This window comes from Nonomuraea thailandensis, assembly GCF_024172165.1.
Taxonomy (GTDB): domain Bacteria; phylum Actinomycetota; class Actinomycetes; order Streptosporangiales; family Streptosporangiaceae; genus Nonomuraea; species Nonomuraea thailandensis.
Genome location: NZ_JAMZEB010000002.1, coordinates 1,367,235 through 1,389,091, shown reverse-complemented (window position 1 = coordinate 1,389,091; position 21,857 = coordinate 1,367,235). Strand labels below are relative to the sequence as shown.

Below are 21,857 nucleotides of genomic sequence, written 5' to 3'. Positions count from 1 at the left end.
TCGCCCGGAGCTAGCCCTGGACCAGGGCGCCCAGGCGGGGCGCGTAGGTGGCGTGGAAGACCAGCGAGGCCGCACCGATCGCCGCGGCGTCGGCGGCGATCGGCGAGGTCTCCACCCTGACCGCGTGCAGCCGCCTGGCCAGCGGCCGCTCCGCCACGGCCCGCGCGATCACCTCCCGGTAGATCTCCCCGACCTCCCTCAGCGCGGGCCCGCCGAGCACGAGCAGATCGATGTCCAGCATGTTCACCACGCTCACGGCGGCGTCGGCCAGCCGCTGCGCCACCCGCTCGATCACCCGGCGGGCCGCGGGCTCCCCGCGCGCCGCCGCCGCGCAGATGGCGGCGTGGTCCGCGCCGTTGCCGAGCGCGGCCTCGATGGCGCTCGGGCAGCACACGGCCTCCACGCACCCCCGGTTGCCGCAGTAGCACTCGGGCCCCTCCGGCTCCACCGTGATGTGCCCGAACTCGGCGGCGTTGAGCGAGCTGCCCCGGTAGACCTGGTTGTCCAGGATGAGCCCGCCCCCGATCCCGGTGCCGAGGTAGAGGTAGGCGAAGCCGGGAGCCGAGCGCGCGATGCCCGCCCAGCGCTCCCCGATCGCCGCCGCCGTGGCGTCGTTGTCCACCGTCACCGGGAAGCGGGTGTACTGCTGGAGCAGGCCCTTGATCGGCACCCGGTCCCAGCCGGGCAGCCGCGGCGGCGAGACCATCACGCCGTCGGCGTCCAGCGGCCCGGGGCAGGCCAGCCCCACGCCGAGCACCTTGCCGTCGGGCACCCCGGCCTCCCGCAGGATCCTGCGGGCCGCCCTGGCCATCCTGCGGATCACCGCGTCGGGGCTGGTCTCCGGGCGCAGGGGCAGGTGCAGCCGGGCGACGGGGTTGCCCGCCAGGTCGGCCAGCACGCAGGAGAGCTCCTGCGGGTCGAAGTGCACGCCGACCGCGTAGCCGGCGCCCGCGTCCACGCGCAGGATCGTGCGCGGCTTGCCGCCGCTCGACGGCGCGGAGCCGTCCTCGACGACCAGCCCCTCCTCCAGCAACCTGCGCACGATCACCGACACGGTCTGGGCGGTGAGCCCCGTCACGGCGGCGATCTGCACCCGGCTGATCCCGCCGGACGCCTGGATGGCCTCCAGCACGACGGCGCGGTTGTAGCTGCCTACCTTGGGCAGGTTCGTGCCCTGCTGCATGTGAGCCATGTCACCACAGAGTGTTGACTTAGTAAATCAAAAAGATTTACGTTTCTCCGCAACCCAAGGAAACAAGGGGAGGCCGTGATGAGACGTAGCCTGGCTGGTTCCCTCGTGTTGTTGACAGCGCTGACAGCAGCAGGTTGCGGCGGCGACGCCGCCGAGGAATCCGCGTCCGGAGCCAAGGAGCTCGAAGTCCTCTACAAGGTCGAACCGACGTGGCCGCATCTGGAGAAGATGCTGCGCGACGCCAAGAAGCAGTACGAAACCGCCCACCCCGGCGTCACGATCAAGCTGACCCCGGTGCAGGGCAACAACGAGGCGTACTACACCAAACTGGCGCTGCTCAACCGCTCCCCCGACTCGGCGCCCGACCTCTACTACCACGACACGTTCCAGGTCAACGCGGACGTCGCGGCGGGCAAGCTGGCCCCGCTCGACGACTACCTGGCCAAGTGGCCCGACTGGAACACCCAGTTCCCCGACTCGGTCAAGCAGGCCGCGAAGGGCGCCGACGGCAAGATCTACGGCGTGCCCATCAGCACCGACACGCGCGGCCTCTGGTACCACAAGGACGTCTTCGCCAAGGCCGGCCTGCCCGTCCCGTGGGAGCCGAAGACCTGGAACGACGTCCTGACCGCGGCCCGCGCCATCAAGCAGAAGGTGCCGGACACCGTCCCGTTCAGCATGTACTCCACGAAGATCCACGGCGAGGCCGCCACCATGCAGGGCTTCGAGATGCTCCTGTACGGCACCCCCGGCGGCACCCTGTACGACGACACGCAGCAGAAGTGGGTGGCCGGCGGCAAGAACTTCACCGACGCCCTGACCTTCATCGACACCGTCTACCGGGAGGAGCTCGGCCCCAGGCAGGCCGACGCGCACAACGCCAAGCTCGCCGACAAGGTCAACCTGGAGTGGTTCCCGGCGGGCAAGGTCGGCATCTCGCTCGACGGCGCCTGGACGGCGGCGGCCTGGAAGCCGACCAGCACCAAGCCGTGGCCGGAGTGGAAGGACAAGATCGGCTGGACGGCCATGCCGACGCAGAACGGCGAGGAGCCGGGAGCGGTCAGCATGTCGGGCGGCTGGGTGATGGCCATGAGCTCCTACACCAAGCTCAAGCAGGAGGCGTTCGACTTCATCGCGGTGGCCACGAACAAGGAGAACTCGATGACGTACTCCGTGAGCACCGGCGACCTGGCCGCCCGCAAGGACGTCGCGGCCGACCCGGAGTACACCGCCGACAACCCGAGCGTGAAGTTCTGGACCGACCTGGCCGCGGTGACGCACTACCGGCCGGCGTACGAGGCGTACCCGAAGGTGTCGGCGCAGGTCCAGGAGGCGATGGAGGCGGTCACCACCGGCTCGCGCACCCCTGAGGAGGCCACCGCCGCCTACGTCAAGGCGCTGCCCACGGCCGTGGGAGGCGCCGACAAGGTCCTGGCCCGATGACGGTCGCCACAGCGCCGTCACCCGCCGTGACCGGCTCGCCCGCGGGCGGCCCGGCACGGCGGCGGCGGGTCCTGCGCTGGCTGCTCCCGATGGCTCCCGCGCTGGCGCTGCTGGCGCTGTTCCTCGCGGGGCCCATCCTGTGGAGCGTCTACATCGCCTTCACCAACGAGACCCTGACCGGCTCGGCCTCGGTGAACTCGCAGTTCGTGGGCTTCGACAACTTCGTCAGGATGTTCGGCGACCCGAACTTCGTCAACTCCTTCCTGCTCACGTTCGTCTTCGTCATCGGCTCGGCCGTGATCGGCCAGAACACTCTGGGCCTGATCATCGCCCTGCTCCAGCGCGGCCGCGGCCGGGTGACGCGCAGCGTGGTCAACGGCGTGGTCATCGGCGCCTGGGTGATGCCCGAGATCGTGGCCGCCGCCTGCTGGTTCTCGTTCCTGGCCGAGGACGGCACGCTCAACACGGTCCTCGGCATCTCGCAGGAGTGGCTCTACACCGCCCCGATGCTCGCCATCATCCTGGCCAACGTCTGGCGCGGCACCGCGTTCTCGATGCTGGTGTACTCGGCGGCCCTGTCGGAGGTGCCGCCCGACCTGGTGGAGGCGGCGGCGGTCGACGGGGCGAGCCCCCTCCGGCGGCTGCTGCACATCACGCTGCCGCTGATCCGCCGCTCGATCATGTCGAACCTCATGCTGATCACGCTGCAGACGCTGGCGAGCTTCGGCCTCATCTACGCGCTGACCGGCGGCGGCCCCGGCACGGCCAGCCAGACCACCCCGCTCTACATGTACGAGCAGGCCTTCCGCTACTTCGAGATCGGCTACGGCTCGGCCATCGCGCTGGTCATGCTGGTCATCGGCGCCCTGTTCTCGCTGGTCTACCTGCGTCTGATCAAGGTGGAGGACGCATGACGCGCATCGCCGCCAGGGGGGCGGCCCTGCTGTCGCTCCTGGTCATCACGCTGGCCTTCCTGGGCCCGTTCCTGTGGGTGCTGATCGCCTCCGTGCAGCCGGAGGCCTCGCTCTCCGCCGCCCCCACGCTCACCTTCTCCCTGGACAACTTCGAGGCGGTGCTCACCTGGGAGACGATCGTCCTGCCGCTGATCAACTCGATCGTCATCTCGGGGTCCACGGCCCTGCTCACGGTCCTGGTGGCGGGGCTGGCCGCGTACCCGCTGTCGCGCTACCAGCTCCGCTACCGCCGCCACTTCATGCTGACCCTGCTGTTCACGACGGGCCTGCCGGTGACAGCTATCCTCGTCCCCGTCTACGCGATGTTCTTCCGGTTCAACCTGTACGGCTCCGTGCCGGCGATGGTGCTGTTCCTGACGGCCAGCTCGCTGCCGTTCTCGATCTGGATGATGAAGAACTTCATGGACGGGGTGCCGGTCAGCCTGGAGGAGGCCGCCTGGGTGGACGGCGCGGGCTGGGTGCAGTCGCTGCGGGCCGTGGTGGGCCCGCTGATGGCGCCGGGGATCGCGGTGGTGGCCATCTTCGTGTTCGTGGGGCAGTGGGGGAACTTCTTCGCGCCGTTCGTGCTGCTGGACACGCCGGAGAAGCAGCCGGCCGCGGTCACCATCTACACGTTCTTCTCGCAGTACGGGCAGGTCGCGTACGGGCAGCTCGCCGCGTTCTCGATCCTGTACACGGCTCCGGCGGTGGTCCTGTACGTGGCGGTCAACAAGTACCTGGCGGGGTCGTTCAACTTCGGCGGCTCGGTGAAGGGCTGACCGCCGCCGAACGGCCTCCGCGCGCCTCGCCCTCCCCCGTCTTCCCAGCCCGTGGACTTCCCGAGGTCAGTAACGGCGGCCGCGAAGCCTGTTCAACCAGCCTCGTGCCCTCTGCTGATTCCTCGGATCACGAGCCATCCGCTTCGCCTTCTCCACCGTCTGCCTGCCTTGGGGGCTGCGCAGGTACGCCCTTACCCGGTCCATGAGTTTCGCCATGCGCCTCCCCTACCCGGGCGAAGGCGTTCGATGCCGTCGCCCTCGGCCTGCCGGCTCCATGGGCGGCAGGCCGAGAAACCCCAGTCGGCCGCTAGATCCGGAAGAACAGGTTCAGGTACCGGTCGGCGACGGCCAGGTCGCCCCTGACCGTCCCCGCGTTGCCGCGCCCGAACGTCGTGAGCACCATGCTGCCGGCGTCGAACTCGATGACCGCCGCCAGCCCGTCCAGGGCTCCAGGAGCGTACGTCATCCCGCCGGAACCCACCGAGACCCGGAAGTCGCCCCCGTTGACCCCGCTCACCCGGATCCCGAGCTCGAACGGCGTCAGATCGGCCCCCTGCCGGATCGTGGACTGCCACAGCACGAACATGAACGGCACGAGCAGGTCGGCCGCCTCCCCCGGCAGCCCGTGCGCGCGCCCGGTGCCCTGCCGGATGTCCCACGAGTGCACCGCGTAGTCCATGAGCTGCCCCGCCGCGTAGAAGTAGGCCGGCAGCGGCCCCATGTAGTAGTGCGGGACGGTCAGCCCCGCCCACTCGGATTCGCCGAGCTCCCGCAGGATGCCCTGCATGCGCTCGAAGTCCGCCTTGAGCCGGTCGAGCAGCTCCTTCTGCGGCATCCCGCGCATCGCCGTGGCCTGCGCGTTGACGCGGGCCCCCATCCCGGTCAGCCCGTACGCCGCCCCCTGGTCACCGCCGCGCCGGGCGGTGTCGAAGGCGGCGAAGTACCCTTCGGTCGTGTCGACGAGGTGCGCGACCACGTCGCGCGTCGTCCAGCCCGTGCAGGCGGTCGGAGCCTCCCAGGCCTCCTCGGGCTCGGCCAGCGCGAACAGGCGCTCGGCCTCCTCCCTGACGACCCGCAGGATCGTGTCCTTTCCCGCGTACGAGGTGGCATCCCACTCGTTCATGCCGTTCACCTCCTACGGCGAACGACAGCCCTCGACGGTTGAAAAGTCAATGTTCCGGGCGGAGAGAATCCCCTGGGGCGGGTGCCGATGCCGGGCGGGCAGGCGGGCAGGCCCCAGGGGATCCCCGATCAGGCGCCCGGATCAGGCACAGGTGTAGCCGGAAGGCGTCTGCGTGTTGCCGCTCGGGCGGGTGACCTGGAAGCCGAAGGTGGTGCTGCCGCTCGGCGCCAGGTTGCCGTTGTAGCCGGCGTTCCTGGCGGTGACGGTCTGGCCGCTGACGGTCAGGGTGGCGTTCCACGACCCGGCGAGCGTGTGACCGGCGGGCAGGGTGAACGTGACGGTCCAGCCGGTGATCGCCGACGAGCCGCTGTTGGTGACGGTGACGGGCTGGACGACGTAGCCGTTGCCCCACTGGTTCTGCACGGTGCCGACGGCGGTGCAGCCGCCGCCCACCGGGCCGGACTGCGTGGTGAACGTGGCCAGTGCGGAGTTGGCGGACAGGTTGCCCGCCCCGTCACGGGCGCGGACGTACACCTGGTACTGGGTGCTGGGGGTCAGCCCGGTGAGGTTGATCGAGTTGGTGGTGCTCTGCCCGAGCTGCGTGTCGGTCGTCCCCTGCTCGCGGTAGACGTTGTAGCCGGCCAGGCCGCTGCCGCCGCTGTCGGTGGAGGCCGTCCAGGTCAGCGTGGCCGAGTTGGACGTCACGTTGCTGGAGGCCGGCGTGCCCGGCGCGGTCGGCGGGGTGGTGTCGGTGGTGGTGCCGCCCGCCAGGGCGTCGTGCACGGCGGTGTAGGACGGCTTCTGCTGGTAGTTCTCGTCGTAGATCAGCGCGGCGCCCTCGCCGGAGAACGTGTCCGGCACCCAGGAGTACTTGTCGGTGAAGCCCCAGATCGTCACCCCGGCGCAGGCGGTGACGGCGTTGCAGGCGTTGATCACGTTGCGGTAGTAGGTGGCCTGGGTGGTGTCCTTGCTGGAGCTTCTGGGCATCTGCATGCGCACGTCCAGCTCGGTGACCCGCACCTGGACGCCGAGGTCGGCGAAGCGCTGCATGTTCTGCTGGATGTCGCTGGGGAAGCCGTACTGGATGGCGAGGTGGCCCTGGAAGCCCACGCAGTCCACCGGCACGCCCTGCTGGCGCAGCGACGAGACCAGGTTGTACATCGCGGTGCTCTTGGCGTTGATGCCCTCGACGTTGTAGTCGTTGATGCACAGCCGGGCGTTCGGGTCGGCGGCGCGGGCGGCGCGGAAGGCGTCGGCGACGAAGCTCTGGCCGAGCGTGTTGTACCAGAACGAGCTGCGCCAGCCGCCGTTGTCGTCGAAGATCTCGTTCACCACGTCCCACGAGACCACGGTGGCGTTGCTGGCGTAGCGGCCGACGAGCTGGCTGATGTGGTTCTGCATCGCCGTACGCATCGCGCTGGCGCTCAGGCCCTGCACCCAGCCGGGGGTCTGGCTGTGCCACACCAGGGTGTGGCCGTGGACCTGCTGGTTGTTCTGCGTGGCGAAGTTGACGATGGCGTCGGCGCCGGAGAAGTTGAACTGACCCTGGCTGGGCTGGACGGTGTCCCACTTCATCACGTTCTCGGCGGTCACCTGGTTGAACTCGGTGGCCGCGATGTTGCGGTAGGAGGTCTCATTGGACAGCGGGCTGGTGGCGAGCGCCGCACCGATGAACTTGCTCCTGGCGGCGGCGTGCGTGCGCAGCGGCGCTGACGCTTCCGCGGAGGTGGCGGGCAGGAGGAAGGCTGCGAACATCCCCAATAACGTGAGGATTCGAAGGAGCGAGGACGAATGCACGGACATCTACCTCCGGAGGCAGGCACTCGGTTCCGAAAGTTTCGGCCTGGTTCAGACCGCATCGCAGACGGTATTGACATGCGCGTGAGCGGTCAATGGCAAGCTCACAGTGTCGCCAAAGCAGCAGTTGGCGAGCAGAAACTATCGGTAGATCAATGAAACTTTCACGCCCAGCGGGTGCCCGTGCGACCGTCTAGCGCTACGTACCTACCGGTCGGTACTGTGAAATCTCCGGAATAATCGTCCATTGCGGGAGTTCTGCGTATGTCTCTTTCGCACGCCCAGGTCCAGGCCCAGCTCACCGCCCCCGGCCAGCTTTTCGAGATCGAGGAGATCGGCGACAACGGCGTACGCACGTGGAAGCACGCTCCCGCCCACTTCCGTGCCCTGCTGGAGATGAGCAGGTTCCACGGCGAGAAGGTCTTCCTGGTCTACGAGGACGAGCACATCACCTTCGAGGAGCACTTCCGCCGCGCCGCCACCCTGGCCAACCGCCTGGTCGAGGAGTACGGCGTGGGCAAGGGCGACCGGGTGGCCGTGGCGATGCGCAACTATCCCGAATGGGTGGTCGCGTTCTCGGCCACGCTGGCGGCGGGGGCGATCGCCGTACCGCTGAACGCCTGGTGGACGGAGGCCGAGCTGGCCTACGGCGTGAGCGACTCCGGAGCCAAGGTGCTGATCGCCGACGGCGAGCGCGCCGAGCGGCTGGCCTCGACGGGCGTGCCGATGATCGTCACCAGGGGCGAGGTGCCCGCGGGGGCGCGCGCGTTCGGCGAGGTGCTGGGCGAGGTCGTGGCCGACGTGAAGCTCCCCGACGTCGAGCTGGCCTCGGACGACCCCGCCACGATCTTCTACACCTCGGGCACGACCGGCAGCCCCAAGGGCGCGCTCGGCAGCCACCGCAACATCGGGCAGTCCCCCATGACGGTCGCCTACGGCCTCATGCGCGCCGTCGCCATGGCCGGCAAGGACGTCGGCGCGGCGGCCGGCACCCGCAGGATCACGCTGCTGACCGTCCCGCTCTTCCACGTCACCGGCTGCTTCTCGGCCATGACCACCACGATGTTCAGCGGCGGCGGCCTGGTGCTGATGTACAAGTGGGACCCCGAGCAGGCCCTGCGCCTCATCGAGCGGGAGCGGGTCACCGCCATGATCGGCGTGCCGACCAACGCCTGGCAGCTCATGTCCCACCCCGACTTCGGCAAGTACGACCTGTCGTCCCTGGCCACCCTCGGCTACGGCGGCGCGCCCGCCCCGCCCAAGCTGCTGGAGCGCATCACCACCAACCTGCCCAACCGCGCCCCCTCCAACGGTTACGGCATGACCGAGACCTCCGCCCTGGCCATCGGCAACGGCGGCGCCGACTACCAGGCCAAGCCCGACAGCATCGGCCTGCCGTCGCCGGTGGTGGACGTGCGCGTGGTGGACCCGATGGGCCAGGAGCTGGCGCCGGGCGAGGTGGGCGAGCTGTGCGTACGCGGCCCGAACGTCATCCTCGGCTACTGGAACAAGCCTGAGGCGACCGCGCAGACGTTCGTGGCCGGCTGGCTGCACACCGGCGACCTGGCCAAGATCGATGACGAGGGTTTCGTCTACATCGTGGACCGCGCCAAGGACATGGTGATCAGGGGCGGCGAGAACGTCTACTGCGCCGAGGTCGAGGCGGCCCTGTTCGAGCACCCGGCCGTGGACGACGCCGCCGTCATCGGCGTGCCGCACGACGAACTGGGCGAGGAGGTCGGGGCGGTCATCCGGCTGGCCCCCGGCCAGACGGTCACGGCAGGGGAGCTGCAGACCTTCCTGGCCGAGCGGATCGCCAAGTTCAAGATCCCGGTGCACGTCTGGTTCCGGGAGGGCGAGCTGCCCCGCAACCCCGGCGGCAAGATCCTCAAGACGCACCTGCGCCGGGAGGTCCTCGGCAGCTGACACGCTTGATCGTCTCCCTGGGGGATCGCCAGAGGCCCGAGCGCCCGCCATCCCCCAGGAGCGCTCGCCGCCCTCGTCGTCACTGAGCGTCCAGCGGGGGCGATGATGGGTGATCGTCGGCGTGCCCCCACACGGCCCCGCCCCACCGGAACGCCCGCCCGGCCATGTGACGGCCCTCACAAAGTCTGCGTTCCCCCTGCTCGGCGCGGCCATCGCCGCCCCCCATTACCTGGCGCGTAATCGCGGCTCCTACCCCTGGCCTGACATCTTTCAGGTGTCAGAACGAACGAGGCCACTCCCGAAGGAGCCCGAAATGACCGCCGTTACCGTCACCACCGACCGGATGAAGTTCCTGCGTATGGCGCTGGCCGCCGACGCCGTCGTCACGGGCGGCAACGGCCTGGCCTACCTCGCCTTCGCCGGCCCGGTCGGCACCCTGCTCGGCCCGGACGCCGGCCTCCTGCGCGGCATCGGCGTCTTCCTCCTCGTGTACGGCGCCGCCGTCGGCTTCCTGGCCACCCGCCGCGACATCAGCCCCGCCGGCGTCAAGGCCGTCATCGCCCTGAACATCATCTGGACCCTGGCCAGCATCGCCGCAGTCGTCACCGGCGCGGCAGGCTTCACCACGATCGGCGCGATCTGGGCCATCGCCCAGGCCCTGGTGGTCGCCGGGTTCGCCGAGCTTCAGATCACCGGCCTGCGCAAGAGCCGCAAGAACTGACGCCCCGCACGAACCCGCCCGAAGGAGATCGCCATGAACCTCGTCGACCGCTACACCGCCTGCTGGAACGAGACCGACCCCGAGGCCCGCGCCAAGGCCGTCGCCGAGCTCTGGACCGAGGACGCCACCTACACCGACCCGCTGGCCGACGTCGCCGGCCACGCCGGGATCGCCGCGGTGATCGAGGGCGCGCAGGGCATGTTCCCCGGCCTGGTCTTCACCGCCGGCGACCTGTACGACGCCCACCACCACACCGCCCGCTTCACCTGGCACCTGGGGCCGGCGGGCGGGGAGCCGGTCGCGGTCGGGTTCGACGTGGTCGAGCTGGCCGCGGACGGCAGGATCAGCAAGGTCCTCGGCTTCCTGGACAAGGTCCCCGCCGCCTGAACGCCCTGCTCACGATGGCCCTCCGGAGATCCGGAGGGCCATCGCCGTGCCCCGCGAAAACGATTTGCCCAACACTCCGCCGCTGACCGACAATTGCACTTCGTGCTACCTGCCGTGAAACGCCTTCTCCGTCACCTTTCGCTGGACCTGAGCCCGCTGCGCGATTCCCGCGACTACCGGCTGCTCTTCGGCTCCGGCGTCATCACGATGTTCGGCACGATGATCACGATGGTCGCGGTGCCGTACCAGATGAAGGAGCTGACGGACTCCTACCTGGCGGTCGGCCTGGTGAGCCTGGCGGAGTTCGTGCCCATGGTGGTGTGCGGTCTGTGGGGCGGCGCCATCGCCGACGCGCTCGACCGCCGCAGAATCATCGTCCTGAGCGAGCTCGGCCTGCTGGTGACCTGCTCGGCCCTGCTGGTCAACGCGCTCCTGCCCAGCCCGCAGGTCTGGGTCCTGTACGTCGTGGGCGCCCTCTCCACCGGCCTGGCCTCCCTGCAGCGCCCGAGCCTGGAAGCGGTGATCCAGCAGGTGGTCAAGCACGACCAGCAGGCCGCCGCCGCCGTGCTGTCGAGCCTGCGCTGGAACTTCGGCGCCATCGTCGCCCCGGCGCTCGGCGGCCTGCTCGTCACGTGGAGCACGGCCGCCGCGTACGCCGTGGACACGCTGACGTTCGTGGTGTCGCTGGTCCTGCTCTGGCGCGTCAGGTCGATCCCGCCCGCCGAGGACGCCGCTCCCGCGTCGCTGCAGTCGCTGGTCGAGGGCGTCCGGTACGCGGTGAGCCGCAAGGACCTGATGGGCACCTACCTGGTGGACATCGCGGCCATGGTGTTCGCGATGGCCACGTCGCTGTTCCCGTTCCTGGCCGACGAGCTGCGCGCGCCGCAGGCGCTCGGGCTGCTCTACTCGGCCGCCGCCGTCGGCGCCCTGATCGCCTCGCTCACCGGCCGCTGGACGGCACGCGTGCAGCGCCAGGGGCTCGGCGTGATCGTCGCAGCCGTGCTCTGGGGCGCGGCGGTGGCCCTGACCGGCCTGGCCCCGAACGTCTGGCTGGTCTTCGTCTGCATCGCGCTCGCGGGCGCCGCCGACATGGTCAGCGGCATCTTCCGCATGACGATGTGGAACCAGACGATCCCGCCGGAGTACCGCGGGCGCCTGGCCGGCATCGAGCTGCTCTCCTACGCCAGCGGCCCGATGCTGGGCAACGCCAGGGCCAGCCTGATGGCCAACTTCGGCGGCACCCGCTTCTCCCTCACCAGCGGCGGCATCCTCTGCGTCGCCGCCGTCATGGGCCTGGCCGCCGCGCTGCCGAAGTTCCTGCGCTACGACGCCAGGACGGACGAGCACGCGCTCGCGGAGAAGGCCCGCAGGGAGGCGGCGGCAGCCGCGGAGGCCACCGCCTGACACCGGGGGGCCCACCGCCGCGCTCATCCTCTCCCCTCGGCCTTGGCGAGCACCCGCAAGGCCTCGGCGTCGGAGTACACGCTGGTCACGTACTCCCCCACCCACTCCTCGATCCCCTCGAACCCGCTCCCCGCCAGCAACCGCTCCCCCACCCGCCGGGCGTCGAGCGGCGTGCACCGCAACGTCACCGCGCCGCTCTCCCCGTCGAGCAACGCCCAGTGCGCCCCAGGAGTCCCGTACGGCATCCCCACGGACCCGGGGTTCACCACCCGCACCCGATCGACCAGCCGTACGAACGGCATGTGCGTGTTCCCCACCACCACCGTCGCGGCCCGCTCCCCCGCCAGCACCTCACCCCACCGCTCCAGCGAGCTGTCGACCAGGATCACCTCCTCGTCGCTGCGCGCCGTCGCATGCACGAACAGGGTCTCCCCCAGCCGCCCCAGCTCCAGCACCTGCCGCGCCGGCAACCCGGCCAGCAGCTCCACCTGGTCCGCACGCAGCCGCCCGGCCGCCCACTGGGAGACGGCATGCCGGCTCACCTTCCCCGCCGCCGCCTCGACCAGCTCCCGATCGGCGTTCCCGCTCAGCCACAGGGCCCGCTCCCCCAGCGAGACCAGCAGGTCGAGCGTCTCCACCGGCATCGGCCCCGCGGCCATGTCACCGGTGAGCACGATCAAGTCGGCCGCGGCCACGTCGGGCTCGGCCAGCACGGCCTCCAGCGCGGGCAGCACCCCGTGAATGTCGGAAAGCACGGCAACTCTCATGCCCCCACTCTCCCGCGCCCCAGCCCTGCCGGAGCCCGTGTTCGCTACCCGGCGAACCCCTCAGCCCGCCTCGCGCCACCCGTCGTACCGCTCGACCAGCTCATCCACCCGGCCCAGCGCCCCCTCGTCCAGCCCTTCGACCACGACCAGCCACTGCGCGTCCTCGGCGTCGTCCTCCCCGGCCAGCGTCTCCCGCACCACCCGCGGCACGCCCAGCCCGGGAAACCACTCCCCGAGCTTCTCGGCGACTTCCTCGGCGTCGTCTCTCTCGCCGAAAACGAGCAACTGAGTCATAGAACGACCTTCTTAACTTCCGATCTGTGTCTTGACGTTCACGAGGCGTGAGCACAATAGATTGGTAGCGTTGGTCCATGACTGCCGAAGCGGTGATCGTTACGATGACGCCTCCCTCGCTCCCCGACTGGGTGTTTCCACCACCGCAGGGCTTCGTCGCCGAGGATCTCGATCACCTTCCGGATTTGCCTGCGCACACAGAGTTGATTGATGGAAGCTTGGTCTTCGTGAGCCCCCAGCGACACTTCCATCAGATGGTCATTCGTCGGTTGTGCAACGCCTTGGATGAATTCGTGCCGACCGGACACGCGGTGGCTCAGGAGATGACCATCAAACTAGGTCCGCGGCAGCGCCCGGAGCCTGACATCATCATCCTCGGCCCGAACGCGACCATTACCAGCGGGGTGACCTGCTTCGATGCCGCAGATGTCGTGCTCGTCGTAGAGGTGGTCTCCATCGAGTCCGAGCTGCGAGACAGGTTCCGCAAGCCCGCCCTCTACGCCGAGGCTGGAATTCCTCATTTCTGGCGTATCGAGGAGATCAACGAGAAGCCCGCCGTCTTCGTTTACGAGCTCGACCCGGCCACCAAGTCCTACGTCCCTGCCGGAGTCTGTCACGACTGGCTGAAGCGCACGGTCCCGTTCGACATCGACATCGATCTGTCTACGCTTTATATGCCCGGTACCCGCTGAAGGCCGGCGCGGCACCCGCCGCACCGGCCTTGGAAGCAAGCTCACCCGCGCAGCTGCGCCCCCACGCGATCCGCCGCCATGGCCACAGCCGCATCCCGCGCCGCCGTCGTCTCCTCGACGGTCAACGTCCGATCGGCGGCCCGGAAGCGCATCGAGTAGGCGAGCGACTTGTTCCCCTCGCCCACCTGCTCCCCGGCGTACACATCGAACAGCCGGATCGACTCCAGCAGCTCCCCGGCCCCGTCGCGCAGCGCCGCCTCCACGTCGGCGACCGGCGTGAAGTCGGGCACGATCAGCGCGACGTCCTGCGTGGCCACCGGATAGGCGGACACCGGGGGCGTCTGCACCGGCCCCGGCATGACGGCCTCCAGCCGCGACAGCTCCAGCTCCATCGCCGCCGTACGAGCCGGCAGCCCGTACGCCTCGATCACCCGGGGGTGCAGCTCACCGGCATGCCCCACCAGCGTGTCGCCCACGTAGAGGGCGGCGCACCGGCCGGGGTGCCAGGGGTCGTGCTGGTCGGCGCTGATGGACAGCTCCACCCGCGCCTCGGCCGCCACGAGCCGGGCGGCCTGCACCGCGTCGGCCCAGGAGGCCGCGCGCCCGCCGCCCCACCAGCCGGACCGCTCGAACTCGCCGGCCAGCACCACCGCGACCCGCAGCGGCTGGTCGGGCAGCGCCGCCTCGATGGAGGCGACCTCCTCGGCGGTCGGCCGCCGCTCGACGCCGAGCACGGGCGCCGCCTCGGGCGCACTCGGGCGGGGCCGGTAGACCGCGCCCGTCTCGAACAGCGCCACGTCGGTGAAGCCGCGCCCGACGTTGCGGACGAGGGTCTTGAGCAGCCCCGGCAGCAGCGTGGTGCGCATCAGCGGCTCGTCCTCGGACAGCGGGTTGGCCAGCCGCGCGGCGGTGCGCCGCGCGTCGTCGCCGGGCAGCAGCAGCCGGTCGAAGTCGTCGCCGCTGATGAACGGGTAGCTGAGCACCTCGACGTAGCCGCCCTCGGCCAGCGCCCTGCCGACCCGCCTGCGCAGCCGCTGGCCCTCGGTGAGGCCGGCGCCCGCCGGGGCGGAGGGCAGCACCGACGGGAGGCTCTCGTAGCCCTCCAGCCGGATGACCTCCTCGGCCAGGTCGTTGGGGTCGGTGAGGTCGGGCCGCCAGGACGGCGGCGTCACCGTGATCATGTCGTCGCCGGTGACGGCCAGCTTGGCCGCCAGCGCGCCGCCGGTCACGACCCCGGTGGGGGCCACGCCGCCCTTGCGCACGGCGGGGTCGTCGCCGTCGGCCACGACGCAGCCGACCTGCTCCAGCCGGGCGACCACGGTGTCCTTGGAGTACTCGACGCCGGCGACCCGGCTCGGGTAGCCGGACGGGATCGCGATGCGCGCGGGCTCCACCTCGACCTCGGCGTGCGTGACGCCGGGCTGCACGGTGGCGCCGCCCAGCTCGGCCAGCAACCGCACGGCCCGCCACGAGGCGACGAGCGGCAGCTCGCGGTCCACGCCGCGCTCGAACCTCTTGGAGGCCTCGGACACGAGCCCGTGCCGGCGCGACTCGCGGGAGATGCCGGTCGCGGAGAAGTGCGCGGCCTCGATGACGATCTCGGTGGAGACGCCGGAGATCTCGGTCTCCAGCCCGCCCATCGTGCCGGCCATCGAGATCGGCCCCGACTGGTCGGTGATGAGGATGTCGTCGGGGTCGAGCTCGCGCACCACGTGGTCGAGCGTCTCCAGCCGCTCGCCGGCCACGGCCCGGCGCACGACGATCTCGCCGCGCAGCTTGGCCCGGTCGAACGCGTGCAGCGGCTGCCCCAGCTCCAGCATGAGGTAGTTGGTGATGTCGACGGCCAGCGACACGGGACGCATGCCGGCCCGCGTGAGGCGTACGCGCATCCACAGCGGGCTCTGGGCATCCGGGTCGAAGCCGCTCACCTCGCGCAGCACGAACCGGTCGCACGCCGTCGGGTCGGCGATCGAGGCCGGCCAGGCGGAAGCGCTCTCGGCGGGCAGCTCCACGTCGGCGGGGTCGCGGAAGTCCACCCCGAACGCGGTCGCCGCCTCGCGGGCCACGCCGCGGATCGACAGGGCGTAGCCGATGTCGGGCGTGATCTCCAGCTCGATGACGTCGTCGCGCAGCCCGAGCAGCTCGACCACGTCGGTGCCGATCGGCGTGCCGGCGGGCAGCACCATGATGCCGTTGTGGTCGTCGCCCAGGCCGAGCTCGCGCTCGGAGCAGATCATGCCCTCGGACATGCGCCCGTACGTCTTGCGCGCCCCGACCTCGAACCCGCCGGGCAGCACGCCGCCGGGCAGCACGACGGGCACGCGGTCGCCGGCGGCGAAGTTCGTCGCGCCGCAGACGATCTCGCGCGGCGTCGCCTCGCCCACCTCGACCTTGCAGTGCCTGATCGGCTTCTTGAAACCGGCGAGCTCCTCGATCTCCAGCACCTCGCCGACCACGACGTTCTTGACGTCGTAGCCGTGCGAGGTGATCGACTCGAGCTTGAGCCCGGCCGCGGTCAGCCTGTCGGCCACCTCGTGCGCGGTGACCGCCGGGAGATCGACGTACTCCCGCAGCCAGGAAAGAGGGACCTTCATCAGATCTCCGTTCCGAACGGGAGGGTGAAGCGGATGTCGCCCTCGACCATGTCGCGCATGTCCTCGGCGTTGTGGCGGAACATCAGCGTCCGCTCGATGCCCATGCCGAAGGCGAACCCGGAGTAACGCGTGGGGTCCACGCCGCACGCGATGAGCACGCGCGGGTTGACCATGCCGCAGCCGCCCCACTCGATCCAGCCCTCCGACTTGCAGGTGCGGCAGGGCGGGTTGCCGGGCACGGCCGAGGCGCCGCGGCAGACGAAGCACTTGAGGTCCATCTCGGCGGACGGCTCGGTGAACGGGAAGTAGTTGGGCCGGAAGCGGGTCGTGATGCCCTTGCCGAACATCACCTCGGCGAACCGGTCGAGCGTGCCCTTCAGATGGGCCATGGTCAGGCCCTCGTCGACGGCCAGGCCCTCGGTCTGGTGGAAGACCGGCGTGTGGGTGGCGTCGAGCTCGTCGGTGCGGAACGTCTTGCCCGGCGAGATCACGTACACCGGCAGCTCGCGCTGGAGCAGCGCGCGGATCTGCACCGGCGAGGTCTGCGTGCGCAGCACCATGCCCGACTCGGTGGACCCGACGAAGAACGTGTCGTGGTCGGAGCGGGCCGGGTGGTCCTTGGCGATGTTGAGGGCGTCGAAGTTGAACCACTCGCCTTCGAGCTCGGGGCCCTCGGCCACCTCGTAGCCCATCGCGACGAACGCGTCGGCGATGCGCTCCTGCAGCGTGGTCAGCGGATGGCGGGCGCCGTGCGGGCGGCGGTCCCATGGCAGGGTGACGTCGACGGTCTCCTCGACGAGCACCCGCGCGTCGCGCTCGGCCTCGAGCTCGGCCTGGCGGGCGGCCAGTGCCTCGTTGATCGCCTTGCGGGCGCCGCCGACCCGCTTGCCCGCCTCGGCGCGGGCGGCCGGGGGCAGGGCCCCGATCTCACGGTTGGCCAGGGCGATCGGCGAGCGGTCACCCGCGTGCGCCAGCCTGGCCTGCTTGAGTGCGTCGAGGTCGCCGGCCGCCTTGATCGCCGCGATGGCGTCGGCCTCCATCCGGGACAACTCGTCGGCATGCAACGGTGTCACCTCGACGGGATCGTAGTCAGACAAGAGTGGGCTCCGTATCCAGGGCTTGAGCGGAAAAGAGTCTAGTGGGACCCGCCCACCGGGCCCGAACTCGACGACCTAGACGCTGGCGAAGTCGGGCGTGCCGGTGGGCACGGTAAATCGGAACTCCGCCCCGCCCTCGGGTGCGCGCTGCACCGTGATCGTGCCACCATGCGCCTCGACCAGGCCCTTCACGATGAACAGGCCCAGCCCGGTGCCGCCGCGGCGGCGGCTGTTGCCGCCCCGCCAGAACTGCCTGAAGACGCGCGGAGCCAGCTCGGGCTCGATGCCCTCGCCCTCATCGCGCACCGACACGGCAACTCCCCATCCGACGGACTCGATCTCGATTGTGACAGTGCCACGCCCATGACGCAGCGCGTTTTCCACCAGGTTACCCAGGATCTGGTCGACCTTGTCCTGGTCGAGCCACATCTCCGGCAGGTCGTCGCCCACGATGAGCCGGAACCGGTCTTCGGCCTCACCGGCCGCCACCCGGCCGGCGAGGAGCCTGCGCGCCCTGGCGGGCAGGTCGACGACCTGGCGTCGCACCTCCAGCCGCCCGGACTCGATGCGCGAGACGTCGAGCAGCTCGGTGATGAGCCGGGTGACGCGGTCGGCGTCGTTGTTGACGGTCTCGAGCATGACGCGCTTCTGCTCGTCGGTGAAGCGGGTCCACTTGGCCAGCAGCGTCGCGGTGAAGCCTTTGACGCTGGTCAGCGGGGAGCGCAGCTCGTGGGCCACGGTCGAGACCAGGTCGGCGCGGCTGCGCTCCAGCCGGGCGCGGGCGCCGCCGTCGCGCAGGGTGATCGTGACGCGCTCGACCTCGCCGGCACGCTCGGGCTCGCGCACGAGCCTGGCCGCGACGTACAGCTCCTGCCCGCCCGGCAGGTGCAGCGGCCGCTCGGGCGCCCTGCTCCTGGTGCGCAGCCCGCCCTCGGGGTCGAGCGCCTTCCACCAGTCGCGCCCGTCGTGGTCGCGGAAGGGGAACACGTCGTTCATGTGCCGGCCCACCGCGCGCTCCATCGCGACGCCGGTGAGCCGCGAGGCGGCCCGGTTGACGGCCAGGACGCACCCATATCGGTCGGCCACGATGAGGCCGTCCGGAAGGTCGTCGATGGCTATCGTGCACGCGGCGGCCACTATTCGCCCGTCGGTGTCTGCGCCGTGCACGACCTCGCCTCCTCCGCCTACAACGCCGACAATAGCGGGTTTCCCGCCACCTAGGGCACTCGCTGAGCCCTCGCCGAGGAGTAAAGGCATACCGCCGCGGCGGTGGCCAGGTTCAGGCTTTCAGCCTGTCCGTAGATGGGCACTCTGACAACGTCGTCCGCCTCGGCGAGTATCTCCTCCGGCAGTCCCCAGGCCTCGTTGCCGAAGATCCACGCGGTGGGTCCCGAGAGATCGACGTCGTCGAGCGTGTGCTTGCCCGCGCCGTCGGCCGCCAGCACGCGCAGGCCCCGCTCCCTCAGTTGACGCACGGCGGCGCCCACCGGTGCACCGATCGTGACGGGGAGATGGAAGAGACTGCCGACGCTCGCGCGCACGCACTTGCCGTTGTACGGGTCCACGGAGGCGTCGGTGAAGATCACCGAGTCGGCCCCGGCGGCGTCGGCGGCCCGCATCACGGTGCCCGCGTTGCCCGGGTCGCGTACGTGCGCGAGCATCGCGACCAGGCGCGGCTCGCCGCGCAGCGCCTCCTCCAGCGGCACGTGCACGAGCCGGCAGACGGCCACCAGCCCCTGCGGGGTCACGGTCTGGGAGAGCTCGGACATGACCTCGCCGCTGGCCCGGTGCACGGGGACGCCCCTGCTCGCGGCCTCGGTGACGATCTCGGGGTGGCGCAGCTCGGCCTCGGCCGTGGTGAACAGCTCCAGCGTCACGTCGTCGAGCCTGAGCGCCTCGCGAACCGCCTGCGGCCCCTCGGCCAGGAACTTCCTGTCCTGCTCGCGGAAGGCGCGCTTGGTGAGCCGCCTGGCGGCCTTCACCCGCGGCGACCTGACGTTGGTCAGCTCGGACCCGGTCACAACTTCCCCCACTCGTACAGACGGCGACCGTTCAACCCAGCAACCGCTCAGACAGCAGCAAAGGGCCCACCGGCATCGGTGGGCCCCTCGGTCAGATCAACCCGCTTCAGCTCGCGGCCGGAGCGTTCACGTTCGCCGGAAGCGCCTTCTTGGCGGCCTCGACGAGCGTGGCGAAGGTCTGGATGTCGTTCACCGCGAGGTCGGCCAGGATCTTCCTGTCCACCTCGATGTTGGCCAGACGCAGACCCTGGATCAGGCGGTTGTAGGTCATGCCGTTCTGACGAGCGGCGGCGTTGATGCGCTGGATCCACAGACGACGGAAGGCGCCCTTACGGTCCTTGCGGTCCCGGTAGGCGTACGTCATCGAGTGGAGCATCTGCTCCTTGGCCTTGCGGTAGAGACGCGACCGCTGGCCACGGTAACCGCTCGCCCTCTCGAGGACGACCCTGCGCTTCTTCTTGGCGTTGAGCGCCCGCTTCACGCGTGCCATGTTTCTTCTCCCCGGGGAAAGTTCGCGCTACTTGGCGAGCAGCTTCTTGATCTTCTTGGAATCGGCGTCGGAAAGGACGACCTCGTTCTTGAGACGGCGCGTCAGCGTGGACGACTTCCACTCGTTGTAGTGCGCGCGGTTGGCACGGCGACGCTTGATCTTGCCGGTGCCGGTGACCCGGAACCGCTTCTTCGCACCGCTGTGCGTCTTCATCTTCGGCATGTCGCCGTCTCTCCTCGTTTCGGTCGTGCCGGTGGCCGGGCCGGTGCTGGCCGACCCGGTCGCGGCGTCTTCGTCTGCCGGTGGCTGCTGGGGCGCTTGTAAGGCTAACCCCAACCGCGGGTCACTCTTCCGGTACGGAAGGCTCCTCGCCGCCACGCTGTGCCTTGGCTGCGGCCTTTTCGGCCTTTGCCTCGGCCTTCTTCTTGTGCGGACCGATCACCATGATCATGTTACGGCCGTCCTGCTTGGCGTGGGACTCCACGAAGCCGAGCTCCTGGACGTCGTCCGCCAGCCGCTGCAGCAGCCGGAAGCCGAGCTCCGGCCGGGACTGCTCACGTCCGCGGAACATGATCGTGACTTTGACCTTGTCCCCCGCCTTGAGGAACCGCACCACGTGACCCTTCTTGGTCTCGTAGTCGTGCGGGTCGATCTTCGGCCGGAGCTTGATCTCCTTGATGATCGTGTGCGCCTGATTCTTGCGCGCCTCGCGCGCCTTCATCGCGGACTCGTACTTGAACTTGCCGTAGTCCATGAGCTTGCACACGGGCGGTCGAGCCGTGGCCGCGACCTCGACGAGGTCGAGGTCGGCCTCCTGGGCGAGCTTCAGGGCGTCGTGAATCGAGACGATGCCAACCTGCTCGCCGTTCGGGCCCACGAGGCGAACCTCGGGAACTCGGATACGCTCGTTGATGCGGGGCTCAGTGCTGATGGGGCCTCCTAGGTTTGCGATCCCTACGTGCTCGTCGTATCGGAGCTTGACGCATTCCCCCGAATGCGAAAAGCCCCGCACGTCGCGCATGCGGGGCCACTGAGCTCTGTGGCTTTCGTGGCCTCGAGCTCCCCGGAGTAGTCCGGCGTGATCCTGGACCCGGCCACCTTTCGGTGACTCAGGTGGGAGGGAGACCTCCGCTTGCGCGTCCAGCAAGGCATGCCGGACCGATCAGAGAGCTACATTACCACAACGCTGAAGCCTGCTCGAATCATCCCGACGGCCGGAGGCGTCTCGCCCGGCCTCCGGCCGAGCGGCACCGGCGTGACCGTGGTCAACCCGTCCGGACCGCCCGCCTGAGGATCTCCGCCTCCCCGGCCGCGCGCATCGCCCCCACGGGCACCTCCGCGACACCGGTCATCAGCTGGACCTGCCGCACCGCCTGGTGCAACAGCATCTCGAACCCGCCGACCACGATGCCGCCCCCGGCCGTCACCGCCGCCGCCGCGTCGGTCGGCCAGGGTGAGTAGATCACGTCGAACAGCGCAGGCACCCGCGCCAGCCGCCCCGCGAACGCGTCGGCCGCCCCGCCCGGCAGCGTGGAGACCACGAGGTCCACCCCGGTGAACGCGTCGAGCTTGTCGAACGTCTCCACCGCCAGCGCCACTCCCAGCCGTTCGGCCACCGCCACGGTCTCCCCCGCCCGCGCGCGATCGCGGACCAGCAGCGTGGCCGAGTACAGCCCGAGGTTGCGCAGCGCCGCCAGCGCGGAGGCCGCGGTGGCGCCGCCGCCCAGGACGGCGGCCGAGCGCGGCGCCGGCACCCCCGCCTCGGCCAGCGCCTGCTCGATGCCGTAGACGTCGGTGTTGTCGCCGTGGCGCCGCCCGTCGCGGAAGAGCACGGTGTTGGCCCCGCCGACCTCGACGGCCGTCTCGGAGACCGTGTCGAGCAGGGGGAGCACGGCCCGCTTGAGCGGCATCGTGAGCGACAGGCCCGCCCAGGCGTCCTCACCGGCGCCGGCCTGGCCGCGCACCGGGCCCAGCCCCGCCAGCAGCCCCGGCAGCCGCGCCTCGTCGCACTCGAACGCCTCGTAGCTCCACCCGACGAGCCCCATCGCCTGATAGGCGGCCCTGTGCAGGTAGGGCGAGAGCGAATGGCCGATGGGCGACCCCATCACCGCAGCCCGCATCCCCCACTCCTTCCGAACGAAGACGACCTTACAGCGACGCGGCCGCCCGGAGATCCG

At 70.2% G+C, this 21,857-nt stretch carries 21 protein-coding genes; 8 read left to right on the top strand and 13 right to left on the bottom strand.

Features of this window, described 5'->3' with window-relative positions:
• Positions 1–10 precede the first annotated feature (10 nt).
• Positions 11–1,192: an ROK family transcriptional regulator gene (locus tag HD597_RS10505; protein WP_253741817.1), complete on the bottom strand. Its 1,182-nt coding sequence runs from the start codon at positions 1,190–1,192 to the stop codon at positions 11–13.
• Between the two features lie 111 nt (positions 1,193–1,303).
• Here HD597_RS10505 and HD597_RS10500 point away from each other — a divergent pair, with 111 nt between their 5' ends.
• Genes HD597_RS10500 through HD597_RS10490 form a run of 3 tightly spaced genes read left to right on the top strand, consistent with a single transcriptional unit; the run spans position 1,304 to position 4,367 of the window.
• On the top strand, positions 1,304–2,635 hold the full coding sequence (locus HD597_RS10500; protein WP_253741816.1) for an extracellular solute-binding protein: 1,332 nt from the start codon (positions 1,304–1,306) through the stop codon (positions 2,633–2,635).
• Complete coding sequence (locus HD597_RS10495) at positions 2,632–3,549, top strand: carbohydrate ABC transporter permease (protein ID WP_253741815.1); 918 nt, start codon at positions 2,632–2,634, stop codon at positions 3,547–3,549. The genes HD597_RS10500 and HD597_RS10495 overlap by 4 nt, the downstream gene beginning before the upstream one ends.
• A complete protein-coding gene (locus HD597_RS10490) occupies positions 3,546–4,367 on the top strand; it encodes a carbohydrate ABC transporter permease (protein ID WP_253741814.1) in 822 nt (273 codons plus the stop codon). Before HD597_RS10495 ends, HD597_RS10490 begins: the two co-directional genes overlap by 4 nt.
• 307 nt (positions 4,368–4,674) lie before the next feature.
• Here the strand turns inward: HD597_RS10490 and HD597_RS10485 are convergent, their stop codons facing one another.
• Together HD597_RS10485 and HD597_RS10480 are read right to left on the bottom strand one after the other, a co-directional pair.
• Positions 4,675–5,490 carry a maleylpyruvate isomerase family mycothiol-dependent enzyme gene (locus HD597_RS10485; RefSeq protein ID WP_253741813.1) on the bottom strand — a complete coding sequence of 272 codons (816 nt, stop codon included), beginning with the start codon at positions 5,488–5,490 and terminating at the stop codon, positions 4,675–4,677.
• 141 nt (positions 5,491–5,631) lie between these two features.
• Positions 5,632–7,245, bottom strand: a complete 1,614-nt coding sequence (locus HD597_RS10480; RefSeq protein WP_253741812.1) for an endo-1,4-beta-xylanase — start codon at positions 7,243–7,245, stop codon at positions 5,632–5,634.
• A gap of 306 nt (positions 7,246–7,551) precedes the next feature.
• Here HD597_RS10480 and HD597_RS10475 point away from each other — a divergent pair, with 306 nt between their 5' ends.
• The 4 genes from HD597_RS10475 to HD597_RS10460 all read left to right on the top strand — a co-directional run bounded on the left by HD597_RS10475 (position 7,552) and on the right by HD597_RS10460 (position 11,725).
• Entirely contained in the window at positions 7,552–9,213 is a 1,662-nt protein-coding gene (locus HD597_RS10475; RefSeq protein ID WP_253741811.1) for a class I adenylate-forming enzyme family protein, read from the top strand.
• Positions 9,214–9,526: 313 nt separating this feature from the next.
• Entirely contained in the window at positions 9,527–9,934 is a 408-nt protein-coding gene (locus HD597_RS10470; protein WP_253741810.1) for a hypothetical protein, read from the top strand.
• 33 nt (positions 9,935–9,967) lie between these two features.
• Complete coding sequence (locus HD597_RS10465; RefSeq protein ID WP_253741809.1) at positions 9,968–10,321, top strand: nuclear transport factor 2 family protein; 354 nt, start codon at positions 9,968–9,970, stop codon at positions 10,319–10,321.
• A 114-nt stretch (positions 10,322–10,435) separates the two neighbouring features.
• Positions 10,436–11,725, top strand: coding sequence for an MFS transporter (locus HD597_RS10460; RefSeq protein ID WP_253741808.1), 1,290 nt, complete (start codon positions 10,436–10,438; stop codon positions 11,723–11,725).
• A 23-nt stretch (positions 11,726–11,748) separates the two neighbouring features.
• Here the strand turns inward: HD597_RS10460 and HD597_RS10455 are convergent, their stop codons facing one another.
• Together HD597_RS10455 and HD597_RS10450 are read right to left on the bottom strand one after the other, a co-directional pair.
• Positions 11,749–12,492: a metallophosphoesterase family protein gene (locus HD597_RS10455; protein WP_253741807.1), complete on the bottom strand. Its 744-nt coding sequence runs from the start codon at positions 12,490–12,492 to the stop codon at positions 11,749–11,751.
• A gap of 60 nt (positions 12,493–12,552) precedes the next feature.
• The gene (locus HD597_RS10450; protein WP_253741806.1) at positions 12,553–12,786 is read right to left on the bottom strand and encodes a hypothetical protein; all 234 of its coding nucleotides are present in this window, start codon (positions 12,784–12,786) and stop codon (positions 12,553–12,555) included.
• A gap of 77 nt (positions 12,787–12,863) precedes the next feature.
• Here HD597_RS10450 and HD597_RS10445 point away from each other — a divergent pair, with 77 nt between their 5' ends.
• The gene (locus tag HD597_RS10445) at positions 12,864–13,478 is read left to right on the top strand and encodes a Uma2 family endonuclease (protein WP_253741805.1); all 615 of its coding nucleotides are present in this window, start codon (positions 12,864–12,866) and stop codon (positions 13,476–13,478) included.
• A gap of 41 nt (positions 13,479–13,519) precedes the next feature.
• On the opposite strand, the gene HD597_RS10440 is transcribed toward HD597_RS10445, so the two are convergent.
• From HD597_RS10440 to HD597_RS10405, 8 genes are all read right to left on the bottom strand, one after another.
• The gene (locus tag HD597_RS10440; RefSeq protein WP_253741804.1) at positions 13,520–16,072 is read right to left on the bottom strand and encodes a phenylalanine--tRNA ligase subunit beta; all 2,553 of its coding nucleotides are present in this window, start codon (positions 16,070–16,072) and stop codon (positions 13,520–13,522) included.
• Positions 16,072–17,112, bottom strand: coding sequence for a phenylalanine--tRNA ligase subunit alpha (pheS, locus tag HD597_RS10435; protein ID WP_253759302.1), 1,041 nt, complete (start codon positions 17,110–17,112; stop codon positions 16,072–16,074). The genes HD597_RS10440 and pheS overlap by 1 nt, the downstream gene beginning before the upstream one ends.
• Before the next feature lie 132 nt (positions 17,113–17,244).
• Positions 17,245–18,336 carry a sensor histidine kinase gene (locus HD597_RS10430; RefSeq protein WP_253741803.1) on the bottom strand — a complete coding sequence of 364 codons (1,092 nt, stop codon included), beginning with the start codon at positions 18,334–18,336 and terminating at the stop codon, positions 17,245–17,247.
• 50 nt (positions 18,337–18,386) lie between these two features.
• Positions 18,387–19,190, bottom strand: coding sequence for a TrmH family RNA methyltransferase (locus tag HD597_RS10425; protein ID WP_253741802.1), 804 nt, complete (start codon positions 19,188–19,190; stop codon positions 18,387–18,389).
• Between the two features lie 106 nt (positions 19,191–19,296).
• Complete coding sequence (gene rplT / locus HD597_RS10420; RefSeq protein ID WP_253741801.1) at positions 19,297–19,680, bottom strand: 50S ribosomal protein L20; 384 nt, start codon at positions 19,678–19,680, stop codon at positions 19,297–19,299.
• Between the two features lie 27 nt (positions 19,681–19,707).
• Positions 19,708–19,902, bottom strand: coding sequence for a 50S ribosomal protein L35 (gene rpmI, locus HD597_RS10415; protein ID WP_090761693.1), 195 nt, complete (start codon positions 19,900–19,902; stop codon positions 19,708–19,710).
• A 121-nt stretch (positions 19,903–20,023) separates the two neighbouring features.
• Positions 20,024–20,593, bottom strand: a complete 570-nt coding sequence (gene infC / locus HD597_RS10410; protein ID WP_312904441.1) for a translation initiation factor IF-3 — start codon at positions 20,591–20,593, stop codon at positions 20,024–20,026.
• A gap of 352 nt (positions 20,594–20,945) precedes the next feature.
• Positions 20,946–21,800, bottom strand: a complete 855-nt coding sequence (locus HD597_RS10405) for a shikimate dehydrogenase (RefSeq protein WP_253741799.1) — start codon at positions 21,798–21,800, stop codon at positions 20,946–20,948.
• Between the last annotated feature and the right edge of the window lie 57 nt (positions 21,801–21,857).

Bases quoted from the DNA above. Each gene is read 5' to 3' on its own strand.
- HD597_RS10505 (WP_253741817.1), bottom strand. From the start codon at position 1,192: ATGGCTCACATGCAGCAGGGCACGAACCTGCCCAAGGTAGGCAGCTAC.
- HD597_RS10495 (WP_253741815.1), top strand. From the start codon at position 2,632: ATGACGGTCGCCACAGCGCCGTCACCCGCCGTGACCGGCTCGCCCGCG.
- HD597_RS10490 (WP_253741814.1), top strand. From the start codon at position 3,546: ATGACGCGCATCGCCGCCAGGGGGGCGGCCCTGCTGTCGCTCCTGGTC.
- HD597_RS10485 (WP_253741813.1), bottom strand. From the start codon at position 5,490: ATGAACGAGTGGGATGCCACCTCGTACGCGGGAAAGGACACGATCCTG.
- HD597_RS10480 (WP_253741812.1), bottom strand. From the start codon at position 7,245: ATGTTCGCAGCCTTCCTCCTGCCCGCCACCTCCGCGGAAGCGTCAGCG.
- HD597_RS10475 (WP_253741811.1), top strand. From the start codon at position 7,552: ATGTCTCTTTCGCACGCCCAGGTCCAGGCCCAGCTCACCGCCCCCGGC.
- HD597_RS10470 (WP_253741810.1), top strand. From the start codon at position 9,527: ATGACCGCCGTTACCGTCACCACCGACCGGATGAAGTTCCTGCGTATG.
- HD597_RS10465 (WP_253741809.1), top strand. From the start codon at position 9,968: ATGAACCTCGTCGACCGCTACACCGCCTGCTGGAACGAGACCGACCCC.
- HD597_RS10455 (WP_253741807.1), bottom strand. From the start codon at position 12,492: ATGAGAGTTGCCGTGCTTTCCGACATTCACGGGGTGCTGCCCGCGCTG.
- HD597_RS10450 (WP_253741806.1), bottom strand. From the start codon at position 12,786: ATGACTCAGTTGCTCGTTTTCGGCGAGAGAGACGACGCCGAGGAAGTC.
- HD597_RS10445 (WP_253741805.1), top strand. From the start codon at position 12,864: ATGACTGCCGAAGCGGTGATCGTTACGATGACGCCTCCCTCGCTCCCC.
- HD597_RS10440 (WP_253741804.1), bottom strand. From the start codon at position 16,072: ATGAAGGTCCCTCTTTCCTGGCTGCGGGAGTACGTCGATCTCCCGGCG.
- pheS (WP_253759302.1), bottom strand. From the start codon at position 17,112: ATGGAGGCCGACGCCATCGCGGCGATCAAGGCGGCCGGCGACCTCGAC.
- rplT (WP_253741801.1), bottom strand. From the start codon at position 19,680: ATGGCACGCGTGAAGCGGGCGCTCAACGCCAAGAAGAAGCGCAGGGTC.
- rpmI (WP_090761693.1), bottom strand. From the start codon at position 19,902: ATGCCGAAGATGAAGACGCACAGCGGTGCGAAGAAGCGGTTCCGGGTC.
- HD597_RS10405 (WP_253741799.1), bottom strand. From the start codon at position 21,800: ATGCGGGCTGCGGTGATGGGGTCGCCCATCGGCCATTCGCTCTCGCCC.